The sequence below is a fragment of the Solwaraspora sp. WMMA2056 genome (genome assembly GCF_030345095.1).
In the GTDB taxonomy this organism is placed as follows: Bacteria; Actinomycetota; Actinomycetes; order Mycobacteriales; family Micromonosporaceae; genus Micromonospora_E.
In genome coordinates this window covers 148214-161801 of record NZ_CP128360.1, presented here as the reverse complement: position 1 = coordinate 161801, position 13588 = coordinate 148214, and the positions used below count along the sequence as shown (strand labels likewise).

At 71.9% G+C, this 13588-nt stretch carries 8 protein-coding genes; 4 read left to right on the top strand and 4 right to left on the bottom strand.

Annotated features, from left to right (window positions below):
• Positions 1 to 39: 39 nt before the first annotated feature.
• Entirely contained in the window at positions 40 to 618 is a 579-nt protein-coding gene (locus O7608_RS00785; RefSeq protein ID WP_289208164.1) for a hypothetical protein, read from the bottom strand.
• Positions 619 to 822: 204 nt separating this feature from the next.
• Between O7608_RS00785 and O7608_RS00780 the strand changes: the two genes are divergently transcribed.
• Positions 823 to 1494, top strand: a complete 672-nt coding sequence (locus tag O7608_RS00780; RefSeq protein WP_289208163.1) for a hypothetical protein — start codon at positions 823 to 825, stop codon at positions 1492 to 1494.
• A gap of 78 nt (positions 1495 to 1572) precedes the next feature.
• Here the strand turns inward: O7608_RS00780 and O7608_RS00775 are convergent, their stop codons facing one another.
• The 3 genes from O7608_RS00775 to O7608_RS00765 form a co-directional block, all read right to left on the bottom strand.
• Positions 1573 to 3390 carry a dynamin family protein gene (locus O7608_RS00775; protein ID WP_289208162.1) on the bottom strand — a complete coding sequence of 606 codons (1818 nt, stop codon included), beginning with the start codon at positions 3388 to 3390 and terminating at the stop codon, positions 1573 to 1575.
• A gap of 182 nt (positions 3391 to 3572) precedes the next feature.
• On the bottom strand, positions 3573 to 5246 hold the full coding sequence (locus O7608_RS00770) for a hypothetical protein (RefSeq protein ID WP_289208161.1): 1674 nt from the start codon (positions 5244 to 5246) through the stop codon (positions 3573 to 3575).
• A 168-nt stretch (positions 5247 to 5414) separates the two neighbouring features.
• Complete coding sequence (locus O7608_RS00765) at positions 5415 to 7745, bottom strand: helix-turn-helix transcriptional regulator (protein ID WP_289208160.1); 2331 nt, start codon at positions 7743 to 7745, stop codon at positions 5415 to 5417.
• Positions 7746 to 8110: 365 nt separating this feature from the next.
• On the opposite strand from O7608_RS00765, the gene O7608_RS00760 reads away from it, so the two are divergent.
• The 3 genes from O7608_RS00760 to O7608_RS00750 all read left to right on the top strand — a co-directional run bounded on the left by O7608_RS00760 (position 8111) and on the right by O7608_RS00750 (position 13584).
• On the top strand, positions 8111 to 9580 hold the full coding sequence (locus tag O7608_RS00760; RefSeq protein WP_289208159.1) for a dynamin family protein: 1470 nt from the start codon (positions 8111 to 8113) through the stop codon (positions 9578 to 9580).
• A gap of 82 nt (positions 9581 to 9662) precedes the next feature.
• Positions 9663 to 11672, top strand: coding sequence for an Hsp70 family protein (locus tag O7608_RS00755; protein ID WP_289208158.1), 2010 nt, complete (start codon positions 9663 to 9665; stop codon positions 11670 to 11672).
• Positions 11673 to 12033: 361 nt separating this feature from the next.
• Positions 12034 to 13584 carry a hypothetical protein gene (locus O7608_RS00750; RefSeq protein ID WP_289208157.1) on the top strand — a complete coding sequence of 517 codons (1551 nt, stop codon included), beginning with the start codon at positions 12034 to 12036 and terminating at the stop codon, positions 13582 to 13584.
• Positions 13585 to 13588: the final 4 nt, after the last annotated feature.

Genomic DNA, 13588 nt, shown 5'->3' with positions numbered 1-13588 from the left:
GCGGGTACCCGCGGCACCGCCCCTCACCGCCGGCGGTGGTCAGCCGACGGTCTGCTGGGCGTCGCCGGTGACCTCGATGCCGGCGGCGAACTCGACGATCTGCTCGCCGGTCCAGCCGAGGCCGTCCCAGACCTGGATGGTCAGGTAACCGCCGCCGGGCTGCTCGACGAAGAGGGTCCGGCCGTCGGTGTTGTCCTCCATCGTGACCAGGTGGCCGGCCAGGCCGTTGACCGTGACCGACTCGGACGGCAGCCCGCTGGGCATCTGGGCCTGCGTCGACACGGCGATCTTGCCGGCGAGGCTGTTCGGGTCGGTGTCGGCGGTGTCGGCCGGGGCCAGGACCAGCGACCAGGCGTCCGAGCCCTGCACGACCCAGCCCTGCGGCACCGTCGCCAGCTTGTAGCCCTCCGGCTGGCTGCCGGTGTACGCCACCAGCTGCACGGCCGTGCCGGAGCCGCCGGTGGTGGAGCTGGTCACGCTGCCGGTGTCGGACGACCCGGCGGTCGAGTCGCCGTATCCGTACATGCCGAGGGCGAGCGCGCCGGCGATCGCCAGGGCGGCGAAGGCCGAGCCGGCGACGATCGGTCCGGTACGGCGACGACTGCGCGGTTCGTTCATGGTGTTTCTCCTCTTTGTGCTGCGGACGAGCCGGGACAATTGATCTGGTACGAGCGGGTTTGTCATCGCTCATCCCGTCACGCCTCCTTGACGGATCTCCGCCAGCGGAGGTTGCACGGCGGTCGGCGGCGGGCGCCAAGTTAGGGGACCGCCTGGGGATGTCCCCCTTGGCGCAACCGGTGCCATGCTTCCTACAGTGGTGTCATGGCACCGGCGCGCTCGCTGCACGAGATCTTCGCTGGGCTGTCCGGCGACGCCGCAGCCCTCGACGAGGCGGCTGCCGTGCTGGACGCCAACGGGTACGCGGATCTGCCGGCGGAGCTGCTGGCCCAGGCCGTGGTCAGTTACGCCGAGACGGCCCCGGTCGAGGTGGCCGAGCACCTGGCCCCGTTCGTCATGGCACACAGCCAGGTCGTCGGCGAGGGCGCCGTACCGGATGATCTCGCCGCGCCGCTCGACCTGCTCGCCTCGGCCCCGGCGGCCCCGGTCGACGCAGCCGAGCTCGACGACCTGCCGGAGATCGACGCGCTGGCCGAGCCGGGCGCGGACCTTGACGCCCCCGACAGCGTCGACGGCGGTGACAGCGTCACCGGCCCGGGGGAGATCGTCGCCGGGCCCGCCGACGGGTCTGCCGGTGGGCTGACGGTCGACGGGGCGTTCGGACACGGCGAGGGTGCCCCGGTCGACCGCCTCGACCCTGCTCAGGACATGCTCGATGCGATCGAGCCCGAGTCGGGTGCCGCTGGCCCGGCCGGCTACGACAGCCAGCTGGACGGGTCGGATCTGCCGACCGACGCGCTGCTGTCCGATGATCCGTGGGCGGTGCCGCCGGTCGCCGCCGGCACCCCGGAGATCGACGACATCGACGAAGGCTGAGCGCCTGACCCGACCCGCCATGTTGGTCAGGGTCAGGTCAGGGTCGGACCGGTCGGTCAGGTCGGGTCAGGTCGGCGCTCAGCCGACGATGGCGGCAGCGTGCTCCTTCAACTGCCGCAGCCGGTCCAGCTCGGCCTTCAGGTCGCGCAGCCGGCTCTCCCGGTCGGCCTTGGTCCGTTGCGCCGCCTCCGCGGCGGCGGCCAGCGCGGCGGAGTTGGACCGGGACAGCTCCTCGGCCAGCGCGCTGTAGTGGTCGCGCAGTTGCCGCTGGATTCGGCGCAGGGTGTCCCGGGAGTCCTTGGTCATCACGAAGCTGACCTCGTCGCAGTACCGGCGGACCGCGTTCCTCGCCTGGCCCTGCCGGTTGGCGCGCTGCCGCTTCTTCTCCTCCCGCAGACCCTTGCGGCCCATCACCAGCCCGATGCCGATCCCGATCGGACCGAGCGCGATGCCGGTCAACGAACCGAGCATGACGAACATCAGTGCGCCGCCGTACGCGCTCTTGAGCGCCACCATCGCCTGCTTGCCGAGCTTCATCTTGGCCAGCTCGATCTTGTGTTCCACCTGGGCGCTGCCGACCAGCGGAACCGGGTCGGGGATCGCGACGTGCCGCAGCACCTCGCCGGCGGCCTCCTGGAAGTGCAGGGCCACGTCGTCGCTGAGGCTCATCGCCCGGTCGCGCAGCATCATGTAGTTGGCCAGCAGCTCGTTGGAGACCCTGGCCTGCAACCACCGTTCGGTCTCGTCCCAGGCGTCGGCGGGGTCGATCTCCTCGATCGCGGCGTCCGCCTCCTCGAGGATTCGGCGGAGCCGACCACGCAGGTCGTGGTCGACGTCGGCGTTCAGGTCGGAGATGCCGTCGCTCAGCGTCTGCTGCCACTTCGCCGCCGCGGCCTTGAGCGACTCGACCCGCTGCTTCACCGCGTTGAGTTCGTGCACCACCTTCGCCGCCGCCTCCGGGTCGGCGAGCGCGGCGTGTTCCGCCGTGAACTGGTTCTCCATCTGTTCGCAGATCCCCACCACCGACGCGGCGGCCTGCGCGGCGACCCGGGTCGCCGCGCCACCGGCGACCCGTTGCGTGACGAACTTGACCAGCTCGGGGAACCCGGATTCGACGTTCAGTTCCTTGTCGTTGCCGGCGACCGCGCGCAGGCGCAGCGCGGACGACACCGGGACGATCGGCATCTGCACCTCACGGCTGAGGTGGCCGGTGTTCAGGTCACGGATCTTGCGCCAGTGCGGATAGAAGTCCGTCTTGGTCATCACGCACATCACGGTCGGACAGACCTCGCGGGCCTGCCGCAGGAAGTCCAGTTCGCTGCGGGTCAGCTCCTGCGCGGCGTCGGTGACGAACAGCAGCGCGTCGGCCATCGACGCGGCGGCCAGGCTGGACGCCGCGTGCACCGAGCCCAGCCCGCCGACCCCGGGGGTGTCGACCAGGACCAGGCCGTTGGACAGGATGTTGCGGGGGAGCCGGATCTCCACCCCGGCGATCCCCGTCGGGACGTCGTCGCCGGTGGTGCGCTCCAGGACCACGTCGGAGACCTGGTCGATCGCCAGCGGCTCCCGCCGGGCCGGGTCGTCGCTGAACAGCAGCTGCGCCGACGGCTGCGGGCCGTGCCGCAGGTACGTGGGCAGGACCGTGGCCACATCGTCGTCGACCGGGCAGATCTTCGTCCCGACCAGCGCGTTCACCAGTGAACTCTTGCCCTGTTTGAACTCGCCGACGACCACGACGTGCACCACCGGGTCGGACAGGGTGGTGCGGATGGTGGCCAGCCGGCGACCGAGATCGGGGCGGTCGTACGCCTCGCAGGCGCGCGCCGCGAGGTCGACGATCTGAGTCGCCCGTTGCAGTGTGCCGTCAGCGTCCGGGGGTGTCGTTTTCGCGGTCAACGTCGCTCCTGCGGTAGTGAGGTGGGTATCGGCAGGCGGGTGGTCGGCCGGTAGGTGGTCGGCAGGCAAAGCAGGGTGAGCGCCAACGTGGCGTGGCAGGCCCCGGCCGGACCTGCCACGCCACGTTGGCGCTCACCGGGCCGGACGCCGTACGACGTCCGGCCCGCTCAGTTGTCGTCCGGTCACGCCCCGAGGGTCGGGTCCGGAGCGGTCGCCTCGGCGGTGTTGTTGTTGTTGAACGAGTCGTCGGTCGTGAACGAGTCCTCCGTGTTGAAGGAGTCCTCCTGGTTGAACGAGTCCTCCTGGTTGAACGAGTCCTCCTGGTTGAACGAGTCGTCCGTGTTGACCGAGTTGTCGGTCGACTGGTCGTTGAACGAGTCGTTGGTGGACTGGTCGTTGAACGAGTCCTGGTTGCTGGTCGAGTTCCCGCCGGAGGCCAGCGAGGAGTCCTCGATCCGGGAGTCGGTGGTGTTCTGCTGGCTGCCGCCACCGAAGTTGATGTTGATCGGCCCCAGCGCGCCACCGGCACCGCCGCTGGCGTCACCGCCGGTGCCGGCGCCACCGGCAGCGCTGCCACCGGTCGCGGTGCCGCCTGCCCCGCCGGCCCCGCCGGCCCCGCCTTCGCCCTCGCCCTCGCCACTGCCTTCGCCCTTGCCCCGGCCCACGCCGACGCCGGTCCCCACGCCGGCCCCGACGCCGGTCGCGCCGTCGCCGCCGCTGCCACCGGCGGCGTTGGCGTTTCCGCCGTCACCGCCGGCCCCGCCGGTGCCGCTGGCGTCGCCGCCGGCCGCGCCGCTGGTGTCGATGTCGAACTGGGCGGCCTGGTTGTTGTCGCCGACCACGGCCTTGTCGACGTCGTCGGCGACGATGCCGGTGTTGTCGCCCAGCACGGTCCGGTCGACGTCGCCGTCGGCGATCACCCCGGTGTTGAGTCCGGTGTTGACCACGCCGTCGATGTCGTCGCCGGCGGTGACGGCGTTGTCGCCGGTGTTGCCGACCACGTCGCCGGACTCCGAGTTGCCGAGGAACGCGCCGTCGCCGGTCGCGCCGAGCACGTCGCCGTCGCCGGTGCCGATCACGGCCCCGTCGCCGGCGGTCACCTTGTCGCCGTCGACGAACTCCAGCGAGGAGTTGTCCCCGGTGACGCCGAAGGCGTCGTCGCCGGCCGCCACCGACCCACCGGTGGCGGCGACCTGGTCGCCGTCGCCCTGCTGAGCCACGGCGCCGTCGCCGGTCGCCGCGTTGACGTCCCCGGACCCGGTGTTGGCGACGTTGCCGTCCCCGGTCTGGTTGAGGTTTTCGGTCTCGACGTCGATGTCGCCGAGCACCGGTCCGTCCACGTCCAGGTCCACCGAGTTGTCGATGGAGTTGTCGGTGAAGCTCTGCGAGTTGTCGATGAAGTTCTGGTTGGTGAAGTTCTGGGTCACCTGGGTCACCTGCTGGACGACCTCCGGGGTCGGCACGTTGGCGGCGGCGCCGGCACCGAAGCCCCCACCGGCGCCGCCGCCACCCCCACCGCCGGCGAAGCCGCCCCCGCCGCCGCCACCGGTCCCCCCACCGGCGAAGCCGCCCCCGCCGCCCCCGCCGGTCCCCCCACCAGCGAAGCCGCCCCCGCCGCCGCCCCCGCCGGAGAAACCGCCCCCGCTGGACGGACCCTCACTGCTACCGAAGGCCGCCTCGTTGACGATCTGGTTGATGTCGACCTCGTTCAGCGTCTCCGCGTCGATCCCGTTGGCGGCGAACGCGCCCTCCGGGTCGGCGAGGAACTTGGCGGTCTCCGCCTCGCTGCTGAACACCTTGTCGAAGAGGTTCTTGATCTGCTCGATGATCAGCGGGGTGACTTCTACCGCGGCCATGATGTGTCTCCTGGGGGGTTAGGGGTTCGTCGGGTTCGTGGTCCGTCCTGACCGGCCGGACAGGTACAAGAGTGCGGGTCGGTGCTCACCCGTCGCATCGGGGCTTCCCCCCTGCCAGCTTCGGGGGTCTAGGGGGTGGCACCAAGCCCGCGTCGGCCAACCGACAGCTCAGGGCTCCTCGGGCAGCAGACTTCGCAGCGTAGCGATCATCTCAGCCCGGGTCGTGGCCCCCAACTTGCCCCGGATCCTGGCCACGTGGTGCTCGACCGTCTTGGGGGACAGGAACAGCTGCGTGCCGATCTCCCGGTGGGTCCGGCCGGCCAGCACCAGCCGGGCGACCTCGACCTCCCGGTCGGACAGGCCGCCGTGCGAGGACCCCGGCGCGGTCTCGTCCGGGACGGGATCCGGCCGGGACAGCTCCCGGGCCCGCTCCAGCAGCCGGCGGGCGGCCGCCGCGTCGGTGGTCCGCACGGCTGCCTGACCGATCAGTCGGGACGACTCCCAGGGCAGCTCGGCGGCGACCAGCGCGGCGGCGTCCGTCAGCACCGCATCCGGATCCACGTCGCCGCGCAGGGCGGCGGACCATCGAGCGGCCGCCCGACACTGCGCCTGCTGCCGGAAACCGGCCGGGTCGAGGGAGCCCAACCGCGCGGCCGTCGCCTCGGCCGTGAGCGGATCCTCGTCGACGACGGCGATCTGCAGCCGGATCCACTCCACCGACACCGTCCACGCGGCCGGCCGGCCCAGCCGGTCCAGGATTGCGTCCAGGTCAGCCAGGACCGGAGCGATCCGTTGGTGCTGGCGTAGTCGGGCGGCGGCGACCAGCAGCTCCTCGACCACTTCCAACTGGGACAGGTCGACCGCCCGGCGGGCCAGCACCGGCTCGGCGACGGACCAGGCCGCCCGTAGCTGGGCGATGTCCCCACTGCGCCGGGCGATTCCCGCGGTGAGGCCGGCGTAGACCAGCCGCTCGCGCCCCGGCAGCGCGACACCGGCCAACCGGCGCAGCTCCGCGAGGGCCGAATCGTACCGACCGGTCCGCATCCGGACCCAGGCCAGCAACGTGCGATGCCGGTCGAGCGCGACGGGCCCGCCGCATCCGCTGGCCACCGCCCGTTCCAACAGGTGTTCGGCCGTCGCGCAGTCACCGGCGGCCACCGCGATCAGCGCGCCGATCGCGTGCGGCGGGTCCGGTACGGCGACCTGCGGCGGCGTCCGCTCGAAGCCCTCGGCGGCCTCGATCAGCAACGGCAGCGCCGCCTGCGGGTCCGCCATCGCCAGCGCCGCCTCGGCCAGTCGGCGTACCGGCAGCGGGGCCGACCCGGTCGCCGCCGACCGGGCGGCGGCCGGTTGCCCGGTCACCATCAGCGCCGGCACCGCGAGGACCGGGCCGGGCGGGTCGGCACCGAGCAGCGCCTCTGCCGCCCGGCCGGCCCGGCCGTCGTAGGCGGCCGCCGCCCCGGCGACCAGGGCGACCCGGCCGGCGTCGGCCGGTGCCTCGACCGGGCCGTCCAGGTCCACCGGCATCCCCAGCAGGGTCGCCGCCTCGGCCCGACCAGCTGCCACAGTGGACGGCTCGGCTCCGGCGTCCAGCGCGTCGTCGTACCAGGTGAGGGCGCTGCCAGGGTCGGTGAAGCGCAGCCGGTCGGCGGCCCGTCGGTAGACGTCGGCGGCGGTCGGGTTACGGGCCCGGGCGGCGCGCAGCTGCTCGGCGGCACGGACCGGGTCGGCATCGGTGGCCAGCAACGCCCGGGCCACGGTCTCGTGCAGCCGGCGGCGTTCCGTCGGTGGCAGCTCGACCAGCACGGCGCGGGCCACCGCCGGGATCAACCGTTCACCGTCCGGGGTCAGCAGTCCCGCGTCGCGTAGTGACCGCATCCCGGTGGCCGCCTCGGCCGGTTTCAGGCCGGCCGCCGTACAGACGGCCTCGTCGGCCAGGTCGAGTCCGAGGGCGAGGATCGCGGCCAGCCCGGCGAGATCCCGTCCGGGGCCGGCGAACCGTCGCTGCAGCCGGGCGACGAGGGTGGGCGGCGTACCGTCGGGGTCGGCGGCGATCTCGACGGCGATGGCGGCCAGCCCGGCCGAGGCCGTCTGGAGCGCCGTCACCTGCTCCGGCGTGGCCGGCCGGCCGACGGCTGCCTCGACCAGCGCGGCCAGGGCCGTCGGGGGGAGCGGACCCAGCTGCTCGACCGGGCCCTGACCGGCGACCACCCCGTCGAGGTCGGCGAGCTCCGCGGAGTCGATCGTGGGCCGACGGGCGAGCGCCATCGTCACCCCGGCGCGGGCCGCCACCGTCAGTGATCGGACCGTCTCAATGGAGAGTTGATGCGCGTCGTCGACCAGGACCAGGGCGCCGTCGACACGTGCCTGTTCGAGGAGAACGGCCAGGTCCGCGCCGGTCGCGGGAGTCACGCGTACGGTCGTACGGCCGGCGGACGCGGCGATCTCGTCGAGCCGTCGGGTCCGGCCGGAGCCGTCCACACCCACCACGACAGTCACCGGTGCAGCCCCTCCTTGCCCGCGTCAGTGAGGCAGTGTACGGACGGCTCCCGACTCCGCTGCAGGGCATGACGTCGTTCGCATGTACCGTGTACTCTCGGCCCGACCTGGGGGCCTGGTCCGCCGGATGCCGAGCAGGCACCGGGTGAGCCGTGTGGTGCCCCTCCCGGCGAGGCTGTCCAGCCGGTCAGCAACCCGTTGATCGACAGGTCAGCCGGGACGGTCCGTGGTCGGCCCGGGGTGACGGCCGACTCGCTGAGACGTAGGACACCTCCCGGCAGATCAGAAAGCAGCGGCGTGAAGAATGTGGAATCCGAGCTGGCCGGTACCCGCCCGCATCGGCAGCGCCTACCGGCGGTGACGTGATGAGCCTGATCGACCGCACCCGCAGCGTGCTCGGCCACGCCGTCGACGTCTACCGGGGCACCGCGTACGAACAGCGGCTCACCGCGGTGCGCGACCGCCTGGACGAACCACTGCGGGTCGCGATCGCCGGCCGGGTCAAGGCCGGCAAGTCCACCCTGCTCAACGCGTTGGTCGGTGACCGGCTGGCACCGACCGATGCCGGCGAGTGCACCCGGATCGTCACCTGGTACCAGGACGGGCACACCTACCGGGTGCTGGCCACGCCGACCGGAGGTGAGCCGCGTCAGCTGCGGTTCAGCCGCGAGGACGGCGCGATCGACGTCGACCTGGGCGATCTGACCGTCGACGACGTCGCGCAACTGGAGATCACCTGGCCGTCGCAGGCGCTACGTACCGTCACTCTGATCGACACGCCGGGCATCGGCTCACTGTCCGAACAGACCTCCCGGCGCGCCTGGGACCTGCTCGTCCCCGACGAGGAGGAGACCCCGGCCGACGCCGTCGTCTACCTGATGCGTCACCTGCACGCCAACGACGTCGACTTCCTCCGGGCCTTCCACGACGTGGAGGTGTCCCGACCCAACCCGGTCAACGCCATCGGCATCCTCTCCCGGGCCGACGAGATCGGCGTCGGCCGGCTCGACGCGATGGCCTCGGCCCGGCGGATCGCCGACCGGCTGAGCACCGACGCGAACGTCCGCCGGCTGGTGCAGTCGGTGGTCCCCGTCGCCGGTCTGCTCGCCGAGACCGCCGCCACCCTCACCGAGGTGGAGGTCGCCCAGCTGCGCCGGGTCGCCGAACTGCCGGTGGCCCAGGCGGAGCAGCTGCTGCTCTCCGCCGACCGGTTCGTGCAGCACCTGCCCGAGCTCGGCCTGACCACGATCGAACGGGAAGCGCTGCTCGGCCGGTTCGGCATGTTCGGGCTGCGGCTGTCGGCGGCGATGCTGCGCCACAACCCCGGCACCACCGCGACGGAACTTGCTCAGGAGTTGACCGAGCGCAGCGGTCTCACCCAGCTGCGCGAGGTCCTCACCTCGCTGTTCTTCGAGCGTCGTGACGTCCTCAAGGCCCGGTCGGCACTGCTGGCACTCTCCGACGTCACCCGGGTCTGCGTCCGGCCCGGCAGCGACCAGGTCGCCGGCGCGGTGGAGGAGATCATCGCCTCGGCGCACCCGTTCAACGAGCTGCGGGTGCTCTCCAGCCTGCGCGCCGGCTGGGTCACCGGCAAGGCGGCGGTCGTCGCCGAGCTGGAGCAGGTGATCGGCGGTGGCGGCGCGGCGGCGCACCAGCGGCTGCGGCTACCGGCCGACGCGAGTGCCGCCGAGGTGACCGAGGGCGCCATCGAGGCCCTGGGCCGCTGGCAGCGGCGCGCCGAGAGCCCGATGACCTCGTACGAGATGGCGATGGCCGCCCGAGTGGCGGTCCGGTCCTGCGAGGGCATCATCGCCGACCAGCGGCGGTCCGCATGACCATCCGCCGGACCGTCGCCGCACGGTCGACCCCCCAGACCCGGCCATTCCTGTCTCCACACACTCCCTCGGAGCGACCACGATGTACGCACTTGGCATAGACCTCGGAACAACGTTCACAGCGGCGGCGATCTGGCGGGAAGGCCGGGTGGAGACCGTCTCGCTCGGCGGCCGTAGCGCGGCGATCCCCTCGGTGGTGCTGCTGCGGCAGGACGAGACGTTCCTCACCGGTGAGGCGGCCCACCGACGCGGACTGTCCGAGCCGAACCGGGTGGCCCGGGAGTTCAAGCGGCGGCTGGGCGACACCACCCCGATCCTGCTCGGCGGCGTACCGCAGTCGGCCGAGGCGCTGATGTCGCGCCTGCTCCACGCGGTGGTGGAGGAGGTCGCCCGTCGGGAGGGCGCCCTGCCGGCGTCGATCTGCGTCTCACACCCGGCCAACTGGGGTCCGTACAAGCTGGATCTGCTCCGGCAGGCGGTCCGGATGGCGAACCTCGAGGTGCCGGTGACGTACACCACCGAGCCGGCCGCCGCCGCGATCAACTACGCCGAGCAGCAGCGGATCGAGCCGGGTTCCATCGTCGCCGTCTACGACCTGGGCGGCGGCACGTTCGACGCGGCGATGCTGCGCAAGACCCCCACCGGCTTCGAGATCATGGGTCAGCCGGAGGGCATCGAGCGACTCGGCGGGATCGACTTCGACGCGGCGGTGTTCAACCACGTCCGTACCGCGCTCGGCGGCAAACTGGAGGAGCTCGACGAGGAGGACCCGGCGGCGATCGCCGCCGTGGCCCGGCTGCGTGACGAGTGCATCCAGGCCAAGGAGGCGCTGTCGTCGGACACCGACACCTCGATTCCGGTGCTGCTGCCCAACATCTCCACCGAGATCCGGCTCACCCGGGCCGAGCTCGAGGCGATGGTCCGTCCGGTGCTGCACGGCTCCATCGAGGCGCTGCACCGGGCGGTACGGTCCGCCGGCTGCTCGCCGGAGCAGCTGCACTCGGTGCTGCTGGTCGGCGGTTCGTCGCGGATGCCGGTCGTCGCCCAACTGGTCGGCTCGGAGCTGGGCCGGCCGGTGGCGGTCGACGCACACCCGAAGTACTCGGTCTCCCTCGGCGCCGCCTGGTTGGCCGCCGCTGACGCGATGGGCCGACACGGTGCGGGTGCGGGCCACGCTGCGGTGACTCCGCCGGCTCCGGCCGCCCCGGCCGCACCGACCGCCCCGGTCGCACCGACCGCTCCGGTCACGTCGGCGTACCCGGCCGCGCCGCCGGCCGCCGCGTACCCGGCCGCGTCGACCCCTGCCGCGTCGACCCCTGCCGCGTCGGCGCCGGTCGCGCCGAGCGCCGCCGGTGGGGCGGTGGCCCGGGCGAGCGTCGGTACGACGTACCCCGCGCGGACCGAGACCTACTCCTCGGCCGGCTCCGTCGGCGCCGACGACACCCCGCCGGGGTCGTCGCGAAGTGCCGGCGACACTGCGGCGAAGCGTGGCCGTGGCCCGCTGCTGGTGGCCGCGGCGGTGGTCGTCGTGCTGCTCGCCGGCGGTGGGGTGACCTACGCCCTGACCAGCGGGCAGAACGACGACGGTCAGGTGGCGGCACCCGGTGACGGCGCGGCCCCCGGCCAGGGCCAGGAGCAGCCGGAGCCGGAGCAGGTCGTCGAGTCGGAGCCGTCCGCGCCGGAGGTTCCGGCCGACGAGCAGTGCACGGACGAGATCAAGAGCAACTGGACCTGGGTCTGCCTGACCTCGGCCCGGGTCGCCGAGGGCAAGTTCACCGTCGAGTACGACGCCGAGTTCGGCGACAACGAGCCGGCTGCCAACGGCGGCTGGCACCTGCACATCTACGGCAGCGACGGCACCACCCCGGCGGACCGGGTGATGGGCACCCACGTCTCCAGCGCCGAGCAGGGCTTCTGGTACGTCGAGGACAAGCAGCCGTCGGTGATCTGGACCGACGACCCGGCCTTCGTCAACGCCATCGGCGACTACCCGAAGGTGTGTGCCCGGATCGCGAACTCGTCGCACGCTCTGGCGAAGCACGACAACGGCAGCTACACCACCGGCAACTGCGTGAAGATCCGCTGGGAGTAGTCTCCCGCGCGTTGCGACGACGGCGGCTGTGCCTGCGACGACCCTTGTCGCGGACGCAGCCGCCGTACCGTGCGCTCCGCCGGCAATTGATCTTCAATCCGGTGGTACGGGAGTGCAATTCGCATCCTGGAAACTGCATATCGGTGGCCTGCTCGCCCGACATTTCGGGATAGCCGGATTCGTCGTCGAGAATGTGAGACGGGTGACACCCCCGCCGTCGAAGATCGATTTCTCGTTGCACAATGACGGCGTGACGATGCCTGGGCCGGCTGACACTGATCAACACATGGTTCTGGTCGAGGTTCTGAAATTCCTCGAGTCAAACAATCGGTGGCCGAGATTCTGCGAGCTGGACAAGGTGATGGACACCGTTCACGGCCTGTCCGCAGAAGGGCTGCTCCACGACATCTCTCCGGAACTGGTGTGCGGCGTCACTCCTGACGCGCCCATCCCGGACGACCAATTGATCATGCTGACCGTGGCCGGGGCGCGGGCCACCGGGCGGGCGGACGATCTTCTCGATCTTTTCTTCCGGTCGGTACGGCTGGCGGTCAGCCGGGAACCGTCGGGCGAACCCGGAGTGCCGGTCCGGATCAGCAGCGCGGATGTCGGCACCAAACTGGGTTTCAAACGCAAGAACGTCAAGGATCTCCTTCCCGCCCTGTACGCACTGCTGCTCGTCGAACCGATGGGTTGGCGCACGGTGCCGACGGATGCTACGGCCAGCGGCTGGCTGATCGAGGCTCCGGCCCGCGCGGTACGCAGGTTCCGCGAGGCCCACGACCTGCCGACCTACTGGGCCATTCGAAGCACCCCGACCGAGCCCCGACCGAAGCAGCCCGGGTCGGAGCCGGCCAGGCAACGGGTGACGAGCGACCTCGGTCAGATCTGGCCGGTCGTCGGCGCTGTTCCCGGCCTGATGATCCTGGCGGGGACGGCGACGTTGCTCGACAAGGCGTTGTTGCGAACCGTCGCGACGATAGCGCTGCTCTTCGCTGGTGCCGCCCTGTTCCGCTGGTACCAGCGGGGTCTGCGCTGGCGGCGCCGCCGGTGGTGGACGACGCTCGTCGGCGCGGTCCTCGCGGTGACGGTGCTGACCATGTCGTTCCTCGTCGGCAGTAGTGGTGACAAGGCCGAAGCGGAGCCGTCGGACGAGAATGCCACGCCGGCGCCGCCGCACGGATCCTGCGTACAGATCACTGGCGTGACCTGCCGCAATCTGCGTCTGGCGGTCGGGCAGGGGTTCGACCTAGATGCGTGGCGGTTCGACGACGGCAACCGCAAGGATGTCCGGCTGGTCACCGCAGATCAGCTCGCACCCTACAACGAGGCGTCGCTCAGTACGGCTGTCCCGAAGCCGGCCGGCCCGCTCGACCCACGTGCCTGCTGGACCGCTGGAGTGTGGCAGCCCGAGCCGCAGGTCGCTGCGGAGGGCACCCGGCTCTGCGTCCGTACCGCCGGCAACGCCTACGCCGCGCTGGTGCGGACGTCGACGCCACCGACGGCGGCGTACGACGTGGAGTTCCTGGTCGCCGTGGCGACCTCGGATGTCACCCAGGGGATCTCGGAAGGCGCGCCGGTGGTCGTCGACAACCGGGTCACCGCCGGCAACCTGATGCGCGAGGACGTGTCGGCGTACCTCACCTCGGAGCCGGCCAACTGCGGGCAGCCGTGCGCCCTGGAGCAGACGCAGCTGCACAGCGGCGCGAAACTCAACGCGATCTGTCAGACGACCGGCCAGCAGCTCACCAACGGAAACCTCGGTGACCCGGCCGACGACGCCAACCCGTACCTCGACACGTCGAACCTCTGGTACAAGATCCGCTGGCCGGACGGGCGTACCGGCTTCCTGTCGGAGGTCTGGATCCGCAGCGCCGACCGGGGCGGCCTGGGGCTGCCGCTGTGCCGCTGAAACC

Excerpts from the sequence above, each read along its gene's own strand:
- O7608_RS00785 (WP_289208164.1), bottom strand. The coding sequence starts at position 618 with ATGAACGAACCGCGCAGTCGTCGCCGTACCGGACCGATCGTCGCCGGC.
- O7608_RS00780 (WP_289208163.1), top strand. The coding sequence starts at position 823 with ATGGCACCGGCGCGCTCGCTGCACGAGATCTTCGCTGGGCTGTCCGGC.
- O7608_RS00770 (WP_289208161.1), bottom strand. The coding sequence starts at position 5,246 with ATGGCCGCGGTAGAAGTCACCCCGCTGATCATCGAGCAGATCAAGAAC.
- O7608_RS00760 (WP_289208159.1), top strand. The coding sequence starts at position 8,111 with ATGAGCCTGATCGACCGCACCCGCAGCGTGCTCGGCCACGCCGTCGAC.
- O7608_RS00755 (WP_289208158.1), top strand. The coding sequence starts at position 9,663 with ATGTACGCACTTGGCATAGACCTCGGAACAACGTTCACAGCGGCGGCG.
- O7608_RS00750 (WP_289208157.1), top strand. The coding sequence starts at position 12,034 with ATGGACACCGTTCACGGCCTGTCCGCAGAAGGGCTGCTCCACGACATC.